Annotated in this window: 19 protein-coding genes and 1 tRNA gene; 9 read left to right on the top strand and 11 right to left on the bottom strand. The window is 70.1% G+C overall.

What is annotated here, in order from left to right; all coding sequences use genetic code 11:
• The first annotated feature begins 8 nt into the window (after positions 1–8).
• The gene (locus AB4078_RS02875) at positions 9–860 is read left to right on the top strand and encodes a PAC2 family protein (protein WP_441975877.1); all 852 of its coding nucleotides are present in this window, start codon (positions 9–11) and stop codon (positions 858–860) included.
• Positions 861–915: 55 nt separating this feature from the next.
• On the opposite strand, the gene AB4078_RS02870 is transcribed toward AB4078_RS02875, so the two are convergent.
• Both AB4078_RS02870 and AB4078_RS02865 read right to left on the bottom strand, forming a co-directional pair.
• Positions 916–1,740 carry an undecaprenyl-diphosphate phosphatase gene (locus AB4078_RS02870; protein ID WP_441975876.1) on the bottom strand — a complete coding sequence of 275 codons (825 nt, stop codon included), beginning with the start codon at positions 1,738–1,740 and terminating at the stop codon, positions 916–918.
• 65 nt (positions 1,741–1,805) lie between these two features.
• Entirely contained in the window at positions 1,806–3,107 is a 1,302-nt protein-coding gene (locus AB4078_RS02865) for a M20/M25/M40 family metallo-hydrolase (RefSeq protein ID WP_441975875.1), read from the bottom strand.
• 109 nt (positions 3,108–3,216) lie between these two features.
• Between AB4078_RS02865 and AB4078_RS02860 the strand changes: the two genes are divergently transcribed.
• Positions 3,217–3,301: transfer RNA gene (locus tag AB4078_RS02860), tRNA-Leu, on the top strand.
• A gap of 279 nt (positions 3,302–3,580) precedes the next feature.
• Here the strand turns inward: AB4078_RS02860 and AB4078_RS02855 are convergent.
• Positions 3,581–4,690 carry a VIT1/CCC1 transporter family protein gene (locus AB4078_RS02855; RefSeq protein WP_441975874.1) on the bottom strand — a complete coding sequence of 370 codons (1,110 nt, stop codon included), beginning with the start codon at positions 4,688–4,690 and terminating at the stop codon, positions 3,581–3,583.
• Positions 4,691–4,852: 162 nt separating this feature from the next.
• A complete protein-coding gene (locus AB4078_RS02850; protein WP_441975873.1) occupies positions 4,853–6,595 on the bottom strand; it encodes a DEAD/DEAH box helicase in 1,743 nt (580 codons plus the stop codon).
• A 141-nt stretch (positions 6,596–6,736) separates the two neighbouring features.
• On the opposite strand from AB4078_RS02850, the gene AB4078_RS02845 reads away from it, so the two are divergent.
• Entirely contained in the window at positions 6,737–7,561 is an 825-nt protein-coding gene (locus tag AB4078_RS02845) for an SGNH/GDSL hydrolase family protein (RefSeq protein ID WP_441975872.1), read from the top strand.
• Between the two features lie 51 nt (positions 7,562–7,612).
• Here the strand turns inward: AB4078_RS02845 and AB4078_RS02840 are convergent, their stop codons facing one another.
• Positions 7,613–8,428, bottom strand: a complete 816-nt coding sequence (locus AB4078_RS02840) for a TrmH family RNA methyltransferase (RefSeq protein ID WP_441975871.1) — start codon at positions 8,426–8,428, stop codon at positions 7,613–7,615.
• A gap of 114 nt (positions 8,429–8,542) precedes the next feature.
• Between AB4078_RS02840 and AB4078_RS02835 the strand changes: the two genes are divergently transcribed.
• The 3 genes from AB4078_RS02835 (at position 8,543) to AB4078_RS02825 (ending at position 11,353) form a co-directional block, all read left to right on the top strand.
• Complete coding sequence (locus AB4078_RS02835; protein ID WP_441975870.1) at positions 8,543–9,379, top strand: Sir2 family NAD-dependent protein deacetylase; 837 nt, start codon at positions 8,543–8,545, stop codon at positions 9,377–9,379.
• Positions 9,376–9,960, top strand: coding sequence for a histidine phosphatase family protein (locus AB4078_RS02830; RefSeq protein ID WP_441975869.1), 585 nt, complete (start codon positions 9,376–9,378; stop codon positions 9,958–9,960). Before AB4078_RS02835 ends, AB4078_RS02830 begins: the two co-directional genes overlap by 4 nt.
• Before the next feature lie 112 nt (positions 9,961–10,072).
• Positions 10,073–11,353 carry an MFS transporter gene (locus tag AB4078_RS02825; protein ID WP_440732426.1) on the top strand — a complete coding sequence of 427 codons (1,281 nt, stop codon included), beginning with the start codon at positions 10,073–10,075 and terminating at the stop codon, positions 11,351–11,353.
• 33 nt (positions 11,354–11,386) lie between these two features.
• On the opposite strand, the gene AB4078_RS02820 is transcribed toward AB4078_RS02825, so the two are convergent.
• From AB4078_RS02820 to AB4078_RS02810, 3 genes are read right to left on the bottom strand one after another with little or no spacing between them, the layout of a single operon-like run.
• A complete protein-coding gene (locus AB4078_RS02820) occupies positions 11,387–12,775 on the bottom strand; it encodes a dihydrolipoamide acetyltransferase family protein (protein ID WP_441975868.1) in 1,389 nt (462 codons plus the stop codon).
• Positions 12,772–13,782 carry an alpha-ketoacid dehydrogenase subunit beta gene (locus AB4078_RS02815; RefSeq protein ID WP_441975867.1) on the bottom strand — a complete coding sequence of 337 codons (1,011 nt, stop codon included), beginning with the start codon at positions 13,780–13,782 and terminating at the stop codon, positions 12,772–12,774. The genes AB4078_RS02820 and AB4078_RS02815 overlap by 4 nt, the downstream gene beginning before the upstream one ends.
• A gap of 1 nt (position 13,783) precedes the next feature.
• A complete protein-coding gene (locus tag AB4078_RS02810) occupies positions 13,784–14,893 on the bottom strand; it encodes a thiamine pyrophosphate-dependent enzyme (RefSeq protein WP_441975866.1) in 1,110 nt (369 codons plus the stop codon).
• A 159-nt stretch (positions 14,894–15,052) separates the two neighbouring features.
• Between AB4078_RS02810 and AB4078_RS02805 the strand changes: the two genes are divergently transcribed.
• The gene (locus AB4078_RS02805; protein ID WP_440731705.1) at positions 15,053–15,538 is read left to right on the top strand and encodes an Lrp/AsnC family transcriptional regulator; all 486 of its coding nucleotides are present in this window, start codon (positions 15,053–15,055) and stop codon (positions 15,536–15,538) included.
• On the opposite strand, the gene AB4078_RS02800 is transcribed toward AB4078_RS02805, so the two are convergent.
• A complete protein-coding gene (locus AB4078_RS02800; protein WP_441975865.1) occupies positions 15,498–16,424 on the bottom strand; it encodes an alpha/beta fold hydrolase in 927 nt (308 codons plus the stop codon). The two genes, AB4078_RS02805 and AB4078_RS02800, sit on opposite strands and share 41 nt — an antisense overlap.
• 90 nt (positions 16,425–16,514) lie before the next feature.
• Between AB4078_RS02800 and AB4078_RS02795 the strand changes: the two genes are divergently transcribed.
• Both AB4078_RS02795 and AB4078_RS02790 read left to right on the top strand, forming a co-directional pair.
• On the top strand, positions 16,515–17,261 hold the full coding sequence (locus AB4078_RS02795; RefSeq protein ID WP_441975864.1) for an exonuclease domain-containing protein: 747 nt from the start codon (positions 16,515–16,517) through the stop codon (positions 17,259–17,261).
• A gap of 96 nt (positions 17,262–17,357) precedes the next feature.
• On the top strand, positions 17,358–17,579 hold the full coding sequence (locus AB4078_RS02790) for a hypothetical protein (RefSeq protein WP_441975863.1): 222 nt from the start codon (positions 17,358–17,360) through the stop codon (positions 17,577–17,579).
• A 51-nt stretch (positions 17,580–17,630) separates the two neighbouring features.
• Here the strand turns inward: AB4078_RS02790 and AB4078_RS02785 are convergent, their stop codons facing one another.
• Complete coding sequence (locus tag AB4078_RS02785; protein WP_233309421.1) at positions 17,631–17,888, bottom strand: type B 50S ribosomal protein L31; 258 nt, start codon at positions 17,886–17,888, stop codon at positions 17,631–17,633.
• An 85-nt stretch (positions 17,889–17,973) separates the two neighbouring features.
• Complete coding sequence (locus AB4078_RS02780; protein WP_441975862.1) at positions 17,974–18,756, bottom strand: ABC transporter ATP-binding protein; 783 nt, start codon at positions 18,754–18,756, stop codon at positions 17,974–17,976.
• Positions 18,757–18,759 lie beyond the last annotated feature (3 nt).

Raw genomic sequence — 18,759 nt, 5'->3', positions numbered from 1 at the left:
GGAACACCGTGCAGGTACTCGGAACCCGGATCGTCGTCGCCGCCTTCGACGGCTGGAACGACGCCGGTGAGGCCGCGTCGGCCGCCGCCGAGCAGATCGACGACGGCGGTTATGACGTCGTGCACGCGGCGGATCCGGAGCTGTACTTCGACTACCAGTGGGCCCGCCCGACGCTGGAACGCGACCAGGAGGGCAACCGCAGCCTGCGCTGGCCCTCGGCGCGGATGCTGCGGCCCGCGGGGAGCGCGGACGGCGCTGAGCCGCGACTCTGGCTGCTCACGGGCACCGAACCCGCCCGCGCGTGGCAGGCGTTCAGCGCGGAGTTCATCGACGCGGCGCTGAGCGAGGACGTCACCGGATTCGTGACCCTCGGCGCGATGCTCTCCGACGTGCCGCACACGCGACCGATCTCGATCTTCGCGTCGAGCGAGAACGCCGAGGTCCGCGAGGCGCTCGGGATCGAGCGCTCGACGTACGAGGGCCCGATCGGCATCCTCTCAGCGCTCGAGCACGCCGCGGAGCAGGCCGGAATCCCCGCCCTGTCGCTGTGGGCCAACGTGCCGCATTACGTGCAGACCGGCGGTTCGTCCCCGAAGGCCACGCTGGCGCTGCTGGACCGGCTGCACGAGGTGACCGGGGTCGATGTGCCCCGGGGATCGCTGTCCACCGAGGCCGCCATGTGGGAGGCGACCATCGACGCGGCCGCCGCGGAGGACGAGGAGATGGCCGCCTACATCGCGCAGCTCGAGACGAAGCGCGACACCTGGGAGTCGCCCGACGCCTCCGGCGAGGCCATCGCGCAGGCCTTCGAGCGATTCTTCCGCCGCAACGGCGAGGGCCCGGGCGAGCACAAGCGCTGACGAGCCGCACCCGCCTGGCCGCGTCGACGGGCTCAGGGAGCGATCCTGTGGCCGTTCAGGGCTTGATCACGCCGAGCGAGAGCAGGACGATGAGCACGATGCCGAGCAGGATCCGGTAGACCACGAACGGCAGGAAGCTGCGCTGGGAGATCCAGCGCATGAAGAACGCGATCACGCCCAGGCCCACGACGAAGGCGATGCCCGTCGCGGCGAGCGTCTCGCCGGCGGAGAACACGCTCGGCTCGCCGATGCTCTTCACCGCCTGGTAGACGCCGGATCCGAACACGGCGGGGATGGCGAGCAGGAACGCGTAGCGCGCGGCTGCCTCGCGCTCGTAGCCGAGCAGGAGCCCTGCCGTGATCGTGCCGCCGGACCGGGACACCCCGGGGATCAGCGCGAGGGACTGGGCGAGCCCGTACACGATGCCGTGTCCGAGGGTGAGGTCCTTGAGGGTGCGGCGCCGCGCCCCGATCGCGTCGGCGACACCGAGCAGACCACCGAAGACGATCAGCATGATCGCGACGAGCCACAGCGAGCGGAACACGGTCTCGATCTGGTCCTTGAACACCAACCCGAGCACGACGATCGGGATGCTGCCGATGATGATCAGCCAGCCCATCCGGGCGTCAGGGTCGTTGCGCGGAATGCGGCCGATCAGCGCCGACCACCAGCGCCCGACGATGCGCACAATGTCGCGCCAGAAGAACACCACGACCGCCGCCTCGGTGCCGATCTGCGTGATCGCGGTGAACGCCGCACCGGGATCCTGCGCGCTCGGCAGGAAGGCGCCGACGATCCGCAGATGTGCGCTGGAGGAGATCGGCAGGAACTCGGTGAGTCCCTGCACGATCCCCAGGAAGATGGCTTCGAGAAGGTGCATGGATCGCTTTCGCGTCGTGCGCAGGCTCGCGCGGGTCGGTGTGTGGTCGTGATCCGCAGCGGCGGTCAGTAGGTGCGCAAGAGGTCGGTCAGAACGCGCTGCCCGAAGACGAGGGAGTCGATCGGCACCCGCTCGTCCACGCCGTGGAACATGCCGGTGAAGTCCAGGTCGGCCGGCAGCCTGAGCGGCGCGAAGCCGTAGCCCGTGATGCCGAGGAAGGCGAGCGCCTTGTTGTCGGTGCCGGCGCCGAGCAGGTACGGGATGACCGGGACACCCGGATCGTGCCGCTCGAGCGCCGCCACCATGGCATCGACGAGTGGACCGGCGAACGGGGTCTCCATGCCGATGTCCTGCACGACCATCTCCAGCTCGATGTCGTCGCCGACGAGCGCACGCAGCTGCGCGAGCACGTCTTCCTCCTGCCCCGGGATCACTCGCACATCGACGAGCGCCTCGGCGCGCTCGGGGATCACGTTGTGCTTGTAGCCGGCCTGCAGCACCGTGGGGTTCGTGGTCGTGCGCAGTGTGGAGCGCAGGAACGCCTCCGCGGGGCCCGCCGTCGCGGCGAGGGCATCGGGATCGTCCACAGGAACGCCGGTCAGGGCGCTCATGCGATCGAGGAATTCGCGGGTCGTGTCGGTGAGCTGGATCGGCCACGCCGTACGTCCGATCGTGGCCACGGCCTCGGCGAGCTTCGTCACGGCGTTGTCGGGGTGGAAGCGGCTGCCGTGCCCGGCCCTGCCCTTCGCGATGAGGCGGATCCACATCAGCGCCTTCTCGCCGACCTGCAGCAGGTAGGCGCGCTGGTCACCGACGGGGATCGAGTATCCGCCGACCTCGCTGATCGCTTCGGTCGCACCGGCGAACCATTCCGGACGGTTCTGCACCACGAGGGCAGAGCCTTCGACGCCGCCGTTCTCCTCATCGGCGAAGAACGCCAGGATGAGGTCACGCTCGGGCTGCTCCCCCGCCCGCAGGATCTCAGCCACCGACGTCAGGATCATGGCGTTCATGTTCTTCATGTCGACGGCGCCGCGTCCCCAGAGCATGCCGTCCCGCACGACGCCGGCGAACGGATCCACACTCCAGTCGCCGGCCATCGCCGGCACGACGTCGAGATGTCCGTGCACGACGAGCGCCGGCTTGTCCCGGTTCCGACCCTCCACCCGCGCCATGACGTTGGTGCGCCGCGGGATGGGCTCGTAGTACTCCGGCTGCAGGCCGAGCGACTCCAGGTACGCCCCGACGTACTCCGCAGCCTCGCGTTCGCCCTTCGCGTCGCCACCGCCGAAGTTGGATGTGTCGAAGCGGATGAGCTCTGCGGCGATCCGCGCGACCTCGGGAAGTTCGGCATCCGGCTGGGGCATGGCACCAGGCTATCGAACCCGCGCGACGCGCCCGACGCGCACCCTGGTTCGAGCAGCCCCCCGGATCGTGCTAATCTCGATCTTCGGTTGGGAACAGCCGAAAACACCAGCGCGGGTGGCGGAATAGGTAGACGCGCTAGCTTGAGGTGCTAGTGCCCGAATAGGGCGTGGGGGTTCAAGTCCCCCCTCGCGCACGCTGGTAGGAAGGCCCCGGGTCCGAAAGGATCCGGGGCCTTCTTCGTCTGCGGATCGGCGGTCGCCTGCATCCGATTCCTGGGAGGTGCGGCTCGGCGTCTGGTCCTGCACACCCTCACGTTCGGCGTTCGACTCGTCGTGCGGGTTGCCCTGGTCACTCATCGCATGCTCCTTTCGTCTGCGCCCAGGATGCGCGCGCAGACGCAGCATGACCAGCGGGTTGACAACAGGGCGCCGTAGCGGGCGGACGATACGCAGCCGGCCGCGTCGCGGAGGGTTCAGCCCATGCTGACGTTGAAGAGCAGACCCAGCACGTAGGTGACCGCGGCCGCGCCGAAGCCGATCGCCAGCTGGCGCAGGCCGCGACGCAGGGGCGGGCCGCCGGACAGAACACCCACGGTCGCGCCGGTGCCGAGCAGAGCGACGCCGACCAGGGCGAGGGCCACGAGCACCGCGGGAGTGCCCTGCATGCCGAAGATCCAGGGCAGCACCGGCACGATCGCACCGGAGGCGAACAATAGGAAGCTCGAGATCGCAGCAGGCCAGGCGTTGCCGATGATCTCATGCTCGTCGCCGTCGCCGGTCGGCACGCGCAACGGCCCGGTGGCGCGCTGCGCCATGCCCGCCTTGGCCGCGCTCACGACCCGGCGGGCGCGCTGCAGCGACTCGTCGGCGTCCATGCCTCTGGCGCGGTACACCAGGGCGAGCTCGTTCTCATCGAGGTCGAGGTCGCTCGCGGTGGCGTCCCCGTGCCCGTTCTCCTCCGTCGCCTCCAGCAGTTCGCGCTGCGAGCGCACGGACACGAACTCGCCTGCGCCCATCGAGAGTGCTCCGGCGAGCAGGCCCGCGAAGCCGCTGAACAGCACGAATCCGCTGCTCACGCCCGTGGCGCCGATGCCGAGCACGAGCGCGAGGTTGCTCACCAGGCCATCGTTCGCACCGAACACCGCGGCCCGGAACGAACCGGAGAGCTGGCGCCGGCCGCGTGCGGCGAGACCGCGGACCACCTCGAAGTGCACCTTCTCGTCGGCGCGCATCGCCGGAGTGGCGTACACCTCGGAGTCGTACGGAGATCGCGCCTCGGCACTCTGCGCGAGGGCCAGCACGAAGATCGATCCGAAGCGGCCTGCCATCCAGCCGAGGATGCGGGCGCGCAGGCCGGGGCGCGGCAGACGTTGCGGCTCCCCGCCCAGCAGCTCGAGCCAGTGCGCCTCGTGGCGTCCCTCGGCCGCGGCCAGTTCGAGCAGGATCTCGCGCTCCTCGCCGTCGCGACGCTGAGCGAGCTGCTGATAGACGTGCGCCTCCGCGCGCTCCTCCACGAGATAGCGCGCCCAGCGGCGGCGATCGGCCGCAGTGGGCTCGGCAGGGGCAGTGGCGGGGCTGTTCATGAGGTCCTTCACGAGTCGGGCAACCGCTCCACGCTATCGATCCGAAGCCGCGGATTCCGCGCCAGGACGGGGATTGACAGCATTTCGGGGATCCGAACCCTTCGACAGGCTCAGGGGCCGATTCCGGGCGCGTCCTTCCGGACGGTTCAGCGGCCGGCTGGCTCAGGAGCGCACGCGGCGCCGGAGCAGATCGATCCGAGACTGCAGCTGGGTCACGGTGGCCTGCGCGACCGCGGGACCGCCGCACAGCCGGCGCAGCTCGGCGTGCACGGCACCGTGCGGATCGCCGGTCTGGCGCGCATAGACGCCGACGAGGCTGTTCAGCAGCTGCCTCTGTTCACGCAGTGTGCGATGCAGCGGCTCCGGCAGCGTCGTGGTCGGTGCGGGAGTGACGGCCTCGCGCGCTTCCCGCAACCGCGACTGCCGGGACTGACGCTGCATGAGCAATTCGTGCACGTGCTCGGGCTCGAGCAGACCGGGGATCCCGATGAACTCCTCCTCCTCGGGCGTGCCGGGCTCGGCGAGCTGGCCGAACTCCTTGCCGTCGAAGACGACGCGGTCGAAGTGCGCGAGCGAGGAGATCGCCTGATAGCTGAACTCCTGGGTGAGTGCGTCCGAGGCTTCGTCCTCGCGGTTCGCGCTCTCCAGCAGCGAGTCCTCGAGGCCGTCGTCGTCCTTCGACTGCCTGTCCAGCGCGTGGTCCCGCTGCCTCTCGAGCTCGTTCGCGAGCTTCATGAGGACGGGGACGTTGGGCAGGAACACGCTCGCGGCCTCGCCGCGACGGCGGGCGCGCACGAAGCGGCCGATCGCCTGCGCGAAGAACAGCGGGGTCGATGACGACGTGGCGTAGACGCCGACGGCGAGCCGGGGCACGTCGACGCCTTCGGACACCATGCGCACCGCGACCATCCAGCGGTCGCCCGACGCGCTGAACTTCTCGATCCGCTCCGACGCGGTCGCATCGTCGCTCAGGACCACGGTGGGGCGCTCCCCTGTCAGCGAGTGCAGGATCTTTGCGTACGCGCGGGCGACGGTCTGATCGGTCGCCAGTACAAGACCGCCCGCGTCGGGGACGTGATGGCGGATCTCGGTGAGCCGGCGGTCGGCGGCCGAGAGCACGGCAGGCATCCACTCCCCCTCCGGGTCCAGCGCCGTACGCCAGGCCTGGGAGGTGACGTCCTTGGTGTTGTCCTGACCGAGGTGCGCCTCGAGCTCGTCGCCCGCGCTCGTGCGCCAGCGCATCTTGCCCGCGTACATGTGGAACAGCACGGGACGCACCACGCCGTCCTGCAGCGCTCGCCCGTACCCGTACGCGTAGTCGGTGCTGGAGATCCGCGCACCCGACTCGTCGGGGAGGTACTCGACGAACGGGATCGGGGCGGTGTCGCTGCGGAACGGAGTGCCGCTCAGGAGCAGGCGCCGCTTCGCCGGCCCATAGGCGTCGCGGATGGCGTCGCCCCAGCTGAGCGCGTCGCCGCCGTGGTGCACCTCGTCGAGGATGACGAGCGTGCGCGCGTCCTCCGTGAGGTGCTTGTGCACCGACGACTTCGCCGCGACCTGCGCATAGGTCACGACGACGCCGTGGTACTGCCGGGAGGGCGCCCAATGGCTGTTGCGGAAACGCGGATCCAGCCGGATGTGCACGCGCGCGGCGGCGTCCGCCCACTGCGTCTTGAGGTGCTCCGTGGGCGCGACCACGATCACGCGGTCGATCTCGTTCGTGCGCAGCAGTTCGACGGCGAGCGTGAGCGCGAACGTGGTCTTGCCGGCGCCCGGTGTCGCGGCGACGAGGAAGTCCCGGCGCTCGGGAACGCGGAAGTACTCCTCCAGGGCCTCGCGCTGCCACGCCCTCAGCCTGTCGGCGGTACCCCAAGGGGCGCGCTGAGGGAAGGACGGGGAGAGCATGGGATTCCACGATAGACGAGGCCGGAGACATCCCGGACCATGAGCGAACCTCGCCCGCGGTGTCCGCCCCGATGCCGCCGCGCGCGGGTAGTCTCGGATGCTGTGCCGCGCCGCGCAGGCGCCCGCGAGGAGGAGACGATCATGTCCGGTCACGAACCGCGCACCCCGTACATCCCCAACGAGACGCCGCATCCGTGGCACCGCTACGTGGCGATCGGCGACTCGTTCACCGAGGGCATCGGAGACCCCGATCCGGCCGTCCCCGGAGGCCATCGAGGCTGGGCCGATCGCGTGGCCGAGGTGCTCGGGGCGCAGAGCGAGGACTTCGCGTACGCCAACCTGGCCGTGCGCGGCAAGCTCATCGGGCAGATCAGCGACGAGCAGATCGCCCCGGCGATCGCACTGAACCCCGACCTGATCACAGTGTGCGCCGGAGGCAACGACGTCATCCGCCCCGGAACGGATCCCGACGAGATCGCGGCGCTGCTGGACGACATGGTCACGCGTCTGGATCGCACCGGCGCCGCGATCGTGCTGTTCACCGGCATCGACACGAACTTCACCCCGGTGTTCCGCCCGTTCCGCGGCAAGGTCGCGATCTACAACGAGAACGTGCGGGCGATCGCGGAACGGCACGACTGCATCGTCGCCGATCAGTGGGGTCTGAAGTCCATCCAGGATCCGCGCTTCTTCGCCGACGACCGGCTGCACATGAACCCGCTCGGCCACCACGAGGTCGCCCGCATGGTGCTGCGCGCCTTGAACGTGCCCAGCGATCTGCAGGAGATGGTCGCCGACCCGTTCCCCACACGCACGTGGCGCGAGGCACGCAATGAGGACCTGGTCTGGGCGCGCACGCACCTGGTGCCGTGGGTGCTGCGGCGTCTGCGCCACCAGTCGTCCGGGGACAGCATCGAGGCCAAGCGCCCCGAGCCGATGCCGGTGGTGCTGCCGCACGACGAGTGAGTCGTCCCACATGGCATGAGCCGGCCGCGTGCGCGCGACGCGAGCGGCCGTTCAGTCGCGCGGCGCGTGCTGCAGTGCCCAGAGCGCGACGGCCGCAGTGGAGGCGACGTTGAGCGAGTCCACCCCGCCCGACATGGGGATCGTCACCACCGAGTCCGCGACCTCCAGCGCCTGGGCGGTCAGGCCGGGGCCCTCGGATCCGAATGCCAGAGCCACGCGTTCCGGGCGCTGCGCGGCGTAGGCCTCGAGTGTCTCGGCGTCGTCCCGGAGCGCGAGCGCGGCGAGCCGGATCCCCTCGCTCCGCAGGATCGGCGCCAGTTCATCCCAGCCATCGAAACGCGTCCACGGCACCTGGAACACCGTGCCCGTGCTGACCTTCACACTGCGGCGGTACAGCGGATCGGCGCAGCGCACGGAGACCAGCACCGCGTCGGCGCCGAGCGCCGCGGCCGCGCGGAAGGCGGATCCGACGTTCTGATGCTCGATGAGATCTTCCAGCACCAGGATCGTGCGGGCTCCGCGCACGACATCGGCGAGGGCCGGGAGCGCGGGCCGGTGCATGGCCGCCAGCGCCCCGCGGTGCACCGGGTACCCGGCCACCGCCTCGACCACCGTGTCCGGGCAGATGTAGACCTCGACTTCGGCGTCGCCGCTGAAGAGCGAGCGGAGGCCGCGCAACCAGCGCTCCTGCGTCAGGATGGAGCGAGGGCGGTGTCCCGCGCGCACGGCGCGCTCGATGACCTTGAGCGATTCGGCGATGTACAGACCGTTGTCGACATCGCCGCGAATGCGCAGCGCGGTGTCGGTGAGCCCGCGGTAGTCGTCCAGGCGAGGATCTGCGGGGTCGTCGATGCGGGTCTCGTGCACGGATCCACTCTTGCAGGTCGCTCGGACGGATGAGCCCCGCGGCCGCCCGGGGACCGTACCGATGACGCAGCGGGCGTCCATGATCGCGCCCGTAGACTCGAGCGGGGAGGCCGGATGAACAGCAGCATGTCGTCGTTGCACGCGCAGCTCGAGCCCGTCGCGGAACTGCTCGCCGGCCGTCGCATCGCCTTCCTCACAGGGGCCGGGCTCTCCACCGACTCGGGCATCCCCGCATACCGCGGAGCCGGATCGACACCGCGGCGTGCACCCATGACTGTGCAGACTTTCCTCGGTTCCCAGGACGCGCAGCGCCGGTACTGGCTGGGCGGACATCTCGGCTGGCGCTCGTTCGGCACCGCCGCGGCGAATCCCGGCCACCGTGCCATCGCCGGGCTCGAGAAGGCCGACCGCGCGGCCGGCGTCATCACGCAGAACGTGGACGGCCTCCACCTCGCCGCCGGATCCGCGCGCGTCGTCGAGCTGCACGGCACCATGCGCGCGGTGCTCTGCCTGCACTGCGGGCAGAGCTTCTCCCGCGACGCCGTGGCAGCGCAGATCGAGGCGCGCAACGCCTGGCTCGACGTTCCGGACGAGGTGCTGCTCGGGCCCGACGGCGACGTCCGCCCCGAGACCACCGAGGGCTTCGTCCTGCCGATCTGCACGGTCTGCGCAGGGCCGCTGAAGCCCGACGTCGTCTTCTTCGGCGAGTTCATCCCGGCCCAGCGGTTCGCCACTGCAGAGGCGCTGCTGCGCTCGGGCGACGCGCTGATCGTCGCCGGATCCTCGCTGGTCGTGAACTCCGGGATCCGCATCATCGAGCGCGCCCGCCGCCGCAGTCTTCCCATCGTCATCGTCAATCTCGAGCCCACCCGGGCCGACGCCTGGGCCTCCGCGACCATCGCGGCGTCCACGAGCGTCGTCCTCCCGGCCCTTCAGGAGCTGCTCTCATGACCCTCATCACCCTGATCCGACACGGCGAGACGGACTGGAACCTCGAGGGCCGGATCCAGGGATCCACCGACATCCCTCTGAACGACACCGGGCGCGCCCAGGCGCGAGCCGCCGCCGCGCGACTCGCCGGCGCCTCTTTCGATCACACCTATGCGAGCCCGCTCGGCCGGGCGCGGGAGACCGCGGAGATCATCGCCCACGAGCTCGGGCTCCCGGCGCCGCTGATCACCGTGGGAATGCGCGAGCACGAGTTCGGTGAGGCGGAGGGCCTGCTCTGGGACCAGTACCGGGAGCGGTTCGGAGCGCGTCGCGACGAGGTGCCCGGTGCCGAGACTGCACAGCAGCTGACGGAGCGCGCACTCGCATCGCTCGCCCGGATCGATCTGGCGGCGCGGCGCCGCTCGGCACCACGAGTCGAGTCGGTGCTGGTGTGCACCCACGGCGGCGTGATCCGGGCCCTGCTCGAGCATGCCTCGGGTGGCACGCTCCCTGCGCCCGGCGAACGACTGGGGAACGCCTCCGAGCACCGATTCGCAATGGACGGCGGCGGGTTGCGGCTGCTCGACACGGCCACCGTCTGAACGTCGATCCCGTGGGGCGGCAACCCGGTCGGGAACGAGGTCGGGCGTAGGATCGAAGACGCCGCCGATCCCGAGGAGAGCCGTGAATCCTGCCCCTGCACCGACCTGGCGGATGTGGCTGATCTGGATCGTGGGCGTGTCGGCCTACGTGCTGTCGATCACGAACCGCACGTCCCTGTCCGCCGTCGGAGTGGACGCCGCGCACCTGTTCCAGGCCGACGCATCGACGCTGTCGCTCTTCGCGGTGCTCCAGCTCGCGGTGTACGGGCTCATGCAGATCCCCGTGGGTCTGCTGCTGGACCGTTTCGGATCCCGGCCGATCATGGTCGCCGGCATGCTGCTCATGGCCGTCGGCCAGCTCGTGATGGCGTTCGCGCCGAACGTCGGGGTCGCGATCGTCGCGCGCATGATCCTCGGCGCCGGCGACGCCGCGATCTTCCCCGGCGTGCTGCGCCTCGTCGCGATCTGGTTCCCCGCGCAGCGCGGCCCGCTGATGGCCCAACTGACCGGGATCGTCGGCCAGCTCGGTCAGCTCGTCGCGCTGCTCCCCCTGCCCGTCCTGCTGCACTCCACCACGTGGTCCGTCACGTTCGGCTCTCTCGCGGGGCTCGGCGTGCTGTTCACGGTCCTCGTATTCGCCCTGATCCGCAACCGCCCGCCCGAGCTGACCGAGGACGTCTCGGTCAACACCGACACCGGCGCGATTCGCGTCGTCACCTCTCAGGCGGATCTGCGCGTCTCCCTGCGTGAAGCTCTCGCGCATCCCGGGACCCGACTCGGATTCTGGACCCACTTCACGACGCCGTTCGCCGGTACGGCCTTCATGATGCTGTGGGGCATCCCGTTCCTCACGAGCGGCGAGGGCCTCTCGATCGGCGCGGCCTCGCTCGTGACGACGGTCTACGTGTTCTTCGGGATCCTGTTCGGTCCTGTCCTCGGGACGCTGTCGGCGCGCCATCCGACGAGCCGATCGCTGATGCTCGTGCTGCCGACGATCGCCCTCCAGGTGCTCGTCTGGCTCGGTGTGATCCTGTGGCCGGGCACGGCTCCACTGTGGCTGCTCATCCTGCTGGCCATCGCGCTGGCGACCGGCGGCCCGGCCTCGATGGTCGCGTTCGACCACGCGCGCACGCACAACCCCCAGCATCGGCTGAGCACCGCCACCGGAGTGGTCAACGGCGGGGGCTTCCTCGCCGCACTCATCGCGATCTTCCTGATCGGCCTGGCGCTCGACCTGCAGGGCGCGGGCACGCCTGCCACCTACTCGCTCGACGCGTTCCGCTGGGCGTTCCTCACCCAGGTCCCGCTCTGGGTGCTCGGCACGGTCTTCATCGTGCGGGAACGGCGCCTGACCCGGCGGGTGCTCGGGCTGGACCGCCCCCGGAACCGCTGACCGCGCGGCCCGGGACCGCGCGGTCAGTCACGTTCAGCCCAGCAGCATCGCCCGGCCGGGCTCCTGCAGCACGTCGGCGACGGCCTTCAGGAACTGCGCCCCCTCGGCCCCGTCCACGATCCGGTGGTCGAAGGACAAGCTGAGCGTCATGACGTCGCGCAGCGCGATCTCGCCCTTGTGCTCCCACGGCATGCGCCGCACTGCGCCGAGCGCAAGGATCCCGGTCTGCCCCGGCGGCAGGATCGGGGTGCCGGCATCGATCCCGAACACGCCGATGTTGGTGAGCGAGAACGTGCCGCCGACCAGATCGGCCGGCGGGGTCTTGCCGCTCCGCGCCGTGCGGGTCAGCTCGGCGACCGCCGCCGCGAGTTCACCGAGCGGCATCCGTTCGGCATCGCGGATGATGGGCACGATCAACCCGCGCTCGGTGGCGGCGGCGATGCCGAGGTCCACGAAATGCTGCTGCACGATCTCGCCCGCCTCGCCGTCCCACCGCGAGTTCAGCCCGGGATAGGACGCGAGCGCGAGGCAGACGGCTTTCGCGACCACGGTGAGCACTCCGATGCGCGGTGCGTCCGGTGCGGCGCTCGCCCGCAGCGAGGCGATCAGTTCGGTCGTCGCGGTGACGTCGACCGTGTGGAACGTGGTCACGTGCGGTGCGGTGAACGCGCTCTGCACCATCGCCTCGGCGGTGTGCTTGCGCACGCCCCTGATCGGGACGCGGGTGGTCGCCCGTTCCCCCCTGGCGGCGCGGGCGGGCGCTGCGGTCGGCGCCGGAGCTGCAGTCGTCTCGGCGGGCGCGCCTGCGCCGCGCTGCCCGACGCGCTCACGGTAGGCGTCCACGTCCGCGCGGGTGATCACCCGGTCGCCCAGCTCGGCGGAGACGAGCGCGAGGTCCACGCCCAGGCTCTTCGCGTAGGCCCGCACCGGCGGCGTCGAACGCGGACGCTCCCCGCGCACGGGCGGCGCGGGGACGACCACGATGTCATCGTGCGGTGCGGCGACGCGCACGTCGACGTCGGAGGCTACCGTGGTCGTCGCGGACGCGGATCCGGCCGCGGCCCGGCGGGCACGACGCTGCGGGCGGCCGTTCGACGGCGCCGCACCGTAGCCGACGAGGTTCGGCCCTGAGCCCTCCTCGACCTCGGCGGACGCCGGAGCCTTGGGGGCCGTGGCAGCCTGACCTTCGATCTCGAAGCCCACCAGCGGGGCGCCGACCGGAACGACGTCGCCGGCGGCGGCGTGCAGCGACGTGATCACGCCGGCGTGCGGTGAGGGCAGTTCGACGATGGCCTTGGCGGTCTCCACCTCGGCGAGCGTCTGGTTCAAGGTGACGGTGTCGCCCTCGGCGACCAGCCACTGCACGATCTCCGCCTCGGTGAGGCCCTCACCGAGGTCGGGGAGAAGGAACTCCTGCTTCATCGGTCGACCCCTTCCAGCAGTTGCTCGTCGTCGCAGACCCGGTCGACCGCGTCGAGGATCCGGTCGAGGTCGGGGAGGTGGAACTTCTCCAGCTTCGCGGGCGGGTAGGGGATGTCGTGGCCGGTGACGCGCAGCGGTGCCGCCTCGAGCCAGGTGAAGCACTTCTCGGTGATGCTGGCGATGACCTCGGCGGCGACCCCCGCCTCGCGCGCGGCCTCGTGCACGACCACGACGCGACCGGTGCGGCGCACCGAGGCACACACCGTGGCGTAGTCGACCGGCGACAGCGAGCGCAGATCGATCACCTCGAGCGACCGTCCCTCCGCCTCGGCGGCCTCGGCCGCATCGAGCGCCGTGCGCACCATCGCACCGTAGGTCACAACGGTGACGTCGGTACCGTCGCGCACCACTCGGGCGAGCCCCATCGGTGCCGCGTCCGCAAGTGGGGTCTCCAGGTCCACCTCGCCGTTGGCGTGGTAGAGCCGCTTGGGCTCGAAGAGGATGACCGGGTCGTCGCTGGCGATGGCCTGGCGCAGGCACGTGTACGCGTCCTGAGGATTCGACACGGCGACCACGCGGAGCCCTGCGGTGTGCACGAAGTACGCCTCGGGCGACTCGGAATGGTGCTCGGCCGCGCCGATGCCGCCGCCCCAGGGGATCCGGATCGTGATCGGCATCGGGACGGTGCCCTGCGTGCGGTAATGCAGCTTCGCGACCTGGGACACGATCTGGTCGAAGGCGGGATACACGAATCCGTCGAACTGGATCTCGACGACCGGGCGGTAGCCGCGCATGGCAAGGCCGACCGCGGTGCCGACGATTCCGGACTCCGCCAGCGGAGTGTCGATCACCCGCTCCGCGCCGAACTCGTCCAGCAGCCCGTCCGTGATGCGGAAGACTCCGCCGAGCTTGCCGATGTCCTCGCCGAGCAGCACGACCTTCGGATCTGCCGCCAGCGACTGCCGGAGGGCGGCGCCGAGCGCCTTGCCCATCGTCATCTGCGCCATGTCACACCTCCGCGAGAGTCGCGAGGTAGCGCTCGTAGTCGGCGCGCTCCTCGGCGATGCCGGTGTGCGGTTCCGCGTACACCCCGTCGAACACGGCGAGCGGTTCGCGCGTCCTGAGGCTGAGGCAGGCCGCCCGCATCTGCATGGCGGCCTCATCGGCCTCCGCCGCGAAGCCCGCGGCGATCTCGTCGGTGAGCGCACCCTCGGCGCGCAGCAGGGCCTCCACACGCGCCAGCGGATCCTTGCCGCGCCAGTACTCGAGCTCGGCCGGGTCCCGATAGCGGGTCGGGTCGTCAGCCGTGGTGTGCGGACCCATACGGTATGTGACCAGCTCCAGGAACGCCGGGGTTCCGCCACGGGCCTGCTCGAGAGCCCAGCGGGTCGCGGCGAACACCGCGAGCACGTCGTTGCCGTCCACGCGCATGCTGGGGATGCCGAAGCCGGGGGCGCGTCCGGCGATCGGATGCTGCGACTGCACGGCGACCGGCTCGGAGATCGCCCAGTGGTTGTTCTGGCAGATGAAGACGACCGGGGCGCGGTAGGAGGAGGCGAAGACCATGGCCTCGTTGACGTCGCCCTGGCTGGTGGCCCCGTCGCCGAAGTACGTGACCGCGACCTGGTCGGAGCCGTCGTGCAGGATGCCGAGCGCGTAGCCGACCGCGTGCAGGGTCTGCGCGCCGATGATGATCTGCAGCGGAGCCATGTGCATCACGGCGGGGTCGTAGGCGGCGCCTTCCTCACCGCGCCACATCCGCACGTAGTCGCCGGGTTGCGCCCCGCGCGCCAGCATCACGCCGGTCTCGCGGTAGCTCGGGAACACCACGTCGTCGTTCTTAAGGGCGCGGGCGGAGCCGATCTGCGCAGCTTCCTGGCCCTGACACGGGGCCCACAGGCCGAGCTGTCCCTGACGCTGCAGCGCGACACCCTCGGAATCGAGGCGGCGCAGCACGATCATGTCGCGCAGCAGCGACAGCAGCTGTGCGGAGCTGATGTCGGCCACGTACGGGGTCAGACGCGTGTCATTGCGGCGACGGCCGTGGGCGTCGATGAGGCCGGCCGGTTCGTCCAGGCCGATGCCGGTGACGGTGATCGGATCAAGGTGGGTTGACATCTTCGTCCTCCTCAGTGGATCCGCCCTCGTGAGAAGGATCCGGTGCGTCTTCGCTTTGCCTTGAGAGTACGTCCGCTTGACACGTCGCTCAAGCATTCCCGCAGGTCCTGAGCATGTTGCCAAATCAACGCCCTGAGCAGGGTGCTAGCCTTTGGCAACATGGCAACCCTCGATCGCACCGATCTCGACATCCTCGAGATGCTCTCGGCCGACCCTCGCACCACCGTGGTCGCAATGGCCGAGAAGCTGCGGCTCTCCCGAAACACGATCCAGGCTCGGATGGCCCGCCTCGACCAGACCGGCGTGTTCCTCCCCTACGAGCGCGCCTTCTCCCCCGCCGTGATCGGCTACCCGTTGCAGGCGTTCGTGAGCATCGGCGTCCGTCAGACCGAGCTGCCGCGGATCATCGCGGAGCTCGCGCGCGTGCCGGAGGTCGTGCAGGCGCACGGGCTGAGCGGCTCGATCGATCTGCTCGCCCTGGTCGCGTGCCGCGACGCCCGCCATCTCTTCGACACCGACGCCCGCATCCTCTCGATCGACGGCGTCGAGCGGACCGAGACCTCGCTCGCGATGGGCGAGGTCATCCCGTTCCGCGTCGGTGGTCTTATGGGGCTGGCACGGCGAGAGGCCGGAGGAAGCGTCTGATCGCTCCCGCCGCCTCGGCCGGTGTCTCGTAGTGGATCAGGTGCCCGACGTGTGCGATCTCGACGAGCTCGGCGTCGGGGAACAGCGTCGCCAGGCGCCGCTCCGCCTCGATCGGCGTGATGTCGTCGCGTTGCGCCGCGATCAGCAGCGTCGGGACGGCGATGTGCGGCGCGAACTCCCGGACATCGTGCGAGACACTCGTGCGGAAGGCCTGACTCAGGACCCCGCGGTCAGCGAACCGTGAGAAGTACGTGTCGTGCTGGTCGTGCACGAACCGGCGCAGTTCGGGATCCCGGGTCTTCGCCATGGCGATGCTCATGCCCCGCACGATGATCCTGTTGCGCAGGAGCTCGGTGCCGATGCCCTCGGGCAGCCGCGCACCGAGCGCGTAGTAGAGGATCGCGAGACGCGTGAGCACAGCCTTCGGACCCTCCAGTGCCGGCGCGCCGATCGGGTTGACCAGGATCAGCCGCGGGGTCTCCAGCCCGCCGGCGACAGCGGCAGAGGCCACGATCGAACCGAACGAATGCCCGAGGATCACGGCTCCGGGAGCCACCTCCGCGGCGAAGTCGATGAGCCACTGCGCGTACGCATCGATGTCGTGCACGCGGCCGGGCAGCGGCGCGGTCTCACCGAACCCCGGCAGATCAGGCATGATCACGCGGATCCCGGCGGCGAAGCCTGCCCCACCGGCACCGTGCAGGTGCGCGACAACGGGCTCCAGCCCGTGGTGCTCGCCACGGAAGCCGTGCACTGCCAGCACGGTGACCTCGGCGTCGTCGGGGCCGTAGCTCCAATACGCCGTACGCCCGCCGAGGACCTCGGCCTCCTGCCGGTGCACCGCGATGCGATCCAGACGCGCAGCATAGGGCGAGGGTGCGGGCATGCATCGAGTCTACGGGCGGGATCGGCATCGCCTGAGCGCACTGCCGCGTGCCGGAACGGCGATGTCCGAGCCGCACCCTACGGTGGCGTCATGACCGCTTCGACGCCCCTTCCGCCCTGGTTGACCCGCGTCGGAGTGTTCGACCTGGAGACCACCGGGATCGACGTCACCCGGGATCGCATCGTCACCGCGCACGTCGGTGTGCTCGACCACCACGGCGCGGAGATCGCGGCCCGCACCTGGCTGGCGGACCCTGGGATCCCCATCCCCGCCGGTGCCACGGCGATCCACGGCATCACGTCCGAACGCGCGTACCGCGACGGTTCCCCTGCTGCGCAGGTCGTCGCCGGGGTCGTGGCCGCACTGCGGTCGCTGCTCGATCAGGGCGTCCCGGTCGTGGCGTACAACGCGGCCTTCGATTTCTCCCTGCTCGCTCATGAGGCGCGTCGGCACCGGATCTCGCCCCTGGAGAACCCCTCCCCGGTGATCGACCCATTGATCATCGACAAGACCTACGACCGGTACCGGCCGGGCAAGCGGACCCTGGAGATCGTGGCCGCGCACTACGGCGTCGATCTGACCGGCGCGCACGACGCCTCGGCCGACGCCGTCGCGGCAGGGCGGGTCGCGCAGGCACTCGCGCAGCGCTTCCCCCTGCCGGAGAGCGCAGGCGAGCTGCACACCCGGCAGATCGGCTGGGCACGTGCGCAGGCCGCGAGCCTGACCGACTACTTCGTGCGGATAGGCCGGATCGAGCCCACCGAACGCGTCGACGGCCGCTGGCCCGTCCGCGACGACGATTCCTCCCGCCGTCACGCCCCCGCGGGATCCTTCTGACGCTGCCGCTCGATCGCGAAGAACCCGGCGCCATACCGCCCCCACGGTCCGGGTCGTAAAATGGAGGGTTACCCGATGGAGGGAGACGCGATCGCCATGACGACCGACACCGAGCGCATCGAGATGCTCGAACACGAGATCGAGAGGATGCAGACGGTCATCGACTTCCTGCACATGACGTTCGCTCAGGAGCCGAAGCGCAAGAATCGCTTCCGACGCGTGATCCGGCACGCAGAGGGCAAGATCGACGGCATCCGCTTCGCCCTCGAGACGATCCGCTCGACGGCGCCCGCCGTCGACGGCCCGGGCGCCGCATAGACAACGGAAGGCCCCCGCCTCGATCGAGGACGGGGGCCTTCGCAGAGGCGATTACTTGGAGGAACCGCCGAAGTTCTTGAAGCGCTGGTTGAACTTCTCGACACGTCCGGCCGAGTCCATGATGCGCTGCTTGCCCGTGTAGAACGGGTGCGAGGCCGAGGAGATCTCGACGTCGATGACGGGGTACTCCACGCCGTCCAGCTCGATCGTCTTGTCGCTCGTGACCGTCGAACGGGTCAGGAAGGTGTCGCCCGAGCCGAGGTCGCGGAACACGACGGCCTGGTACGTGGGGTGGATGTCAGTCTTCATGGGATTCCTTACGTGGTGCCCTGGATTGTGCCAGGGGCGAGGGAAGTCTGTGGCGCAACGAGCACCAAGGATCGATTCTAACAGATCACGCGGCGCGCGCCGCGTACCGCCCGTCGGCCCGGTCCAGCGAGATGGGCATGCCGAAGGCCTCGCTCAGCGCTTCTGCGGTGAGGGTCTGCTCGATCGGCCCCGCCGCGACGATCGCGCCGTCGCGCAGCAGCAGCACGTGCGTGAACCCGACGGGGATCTCCTCGACGTGATGGGTCACCATCACCATCGCCGGCGTCGTGGGCGACTGCGCGAATCCGCCGAGCAACGCGAGCAGCTCCTCGCGTGCGCCGAGGTCGAGGCTCGCGCTGGGCTCGTCCAGCAGCAGCAGTTCCGGGTCGGTCATCACGGCTCGGGCGATCTGCACGCGCTTCTGCTCGCCGTCGCTGAGCGTGCCGAAGTGACGTTCGGCGAGGTGCTCCAGGTGCCATTGCTCGAGCACCCGCATCGCACGGCGCTCGTCGATCGACTCGTACGACTCGTTCCACCGCCCCATCACGGAGTACGCCGCCGTCATGACGGTGTTCAGCACGGTCTCATCGGCAGGGATCCGGCGGGCCATCGCCGAAGAGGCGAAACCGATCCGCGGACGGATCTCGAAGACGTCGGCCCGCCCGAGAGTCTCCCCCAGGATGTCCACCCGGCCCTGCGTCGGGTGCATCAGCGTGTCTGCGAGCTGAAGGAGCGTCGTCTTGCCCGCGCCGTTCGGCCCCAGCACGACCCAGCGCTGGTCGTCCTCGACGGTCCAGGAGAGATGATCGACGATGTTGCGTCCGTCGCGGCGCACCACGACGTCCGAGAATTCGAGGACGGCAGACATGCC

This window comes from Microbacterium sp. 2MCAF23 (assembly GCF_052115565.1).
Classification (GTDB): Bacteria; Actinomycetota; Actinomycetes; order Actinomycetales; family Microbacteriaceae; genus Microbacterium.
Note: the sequence above shows the minus strand (reverse complement) of the source record. Positions and strands in the feature narration are given on the sequence as shown.

Bases quoted from the DNA above. Each gene is read 5' to 3' on its own strand.
- AB4078_RS02820 (WP_441975868.1), bottom strand. From the start codon at position 12,775: ATGAAGCAGGAGTTCCTTCTCCCCGACCTCGGTGAGGGCCTCACCGAG.
- AB4078_RS02800 (WP_441975865.1), bottom strand. From the start codon at position 16,424: ATGCCCGCACCCTCGCCCTATGCTGCGCGTCTGGATCGCATCGCGGTG.
- AB4078_RS02795 (WP_441975864.1), top strand. From the start codon at position 16,515: ATGACCGCTTCGACGCCCCTTCCGCCCTGGTTGACCCGCGTCGGAGTG.
- AB4078_RS02845 (WP_441975872.1), top strand. From the start codon at position 6,737: ATGTCCGGTCACGAACCGCGCACCCCGTACATCCCCAACGAGACGCCG.
- AB4078_RS02855 (WP_441975874.1), bottom strand. From the start codon at position 4,690: ATGAACAGCCCCGCCACTGCCCCTGCCGAGCCCACTGCGGCCGATCGC.
- AB4078_RS02785 (WP_233309421.1), bottom strand. From the start codon at position 17,888: ATGAAGACTGACATCCACCCCACGTACCAGGCCGTCGTGTTCCGCGAC.
- AB4078_RS02850 (WP_441975873.1), bottom strand. From the start codon at position 6,595: ATGCTCTCCCCGTCCTTCCCTCAGCGCGCCCCTTGGGGTACCGCCGAC.
- AB4078_RS02805 (WP_440731705.1), top strand. From the start codon at position 15,053: ATGGCAACCCTCGATCGCACCGATCTCGACATCCTCGAGATGCTCTCG.
- AB4078_RS02780 (WP_441975862.1), bottom strand. From the start codon at position 18,756: ATGTCTGCCGTCCTCGAATTCTCGGACGTCGTGGTGCGCCGCGACGGA.
- AB4078_RS02870 (WP_441975876.1), bottom strand. From the start codon at position 1,740: ATGCACCTTCTCGAAGCCATCTTCCTGGGGATCGTGCAGGGACTCACC.
- AB4078_RS02810 (WP_441975866.1), bottom strand. From the start codon at position 14,893: ATGTCAACCCACCTTGATCCGATCACCGTCACCGGCATCGGCCTGGAC.
- AB4078_RS02790 (WP_441975863.1), top strand. From the start codon at position 17,358: ATGACGACCGACACCGAGCGCATCGAGATGCTCGAACACGAGATCGAG.
- AB4078_RS02830 (WP_441975869.1), top strand. From the start codon at position 9,376: ATGACCCTCATCACCCTGATCCGACACGGCGAGACGGACTGGAACCTC.
- AB4078_RS02865 (WP_441975875.1), bottom strand. From the start codon at position 3,107: ATGCCCCAGCCGGATGCCGAACTTCCCGAGGTCGCGCGGATCGCCGCA.
- AB4078_RS02835 (WP_441975870.1), top strand. From the start codon at position 8,543: ATGAACAGCAGCATGTCGTCGTTGCACGCGCAGCTCGAGCCCGTCGCG.
- AB4078_RS02815 (WP_441975867.1), bottom strand. From the start codon at position 13,782: ATGGCGCAGATGACGATGGGCAAGGCGCTCGGCGCCGCCCTCCGGCAG.
- AB4078_RS02825 (WP_440732426.1), top strand. From the start codon at position 10,073: ATGTGGCTGATCTGGATCGTGGGCGTGTCGGCCTACGTGCTGTCGATC.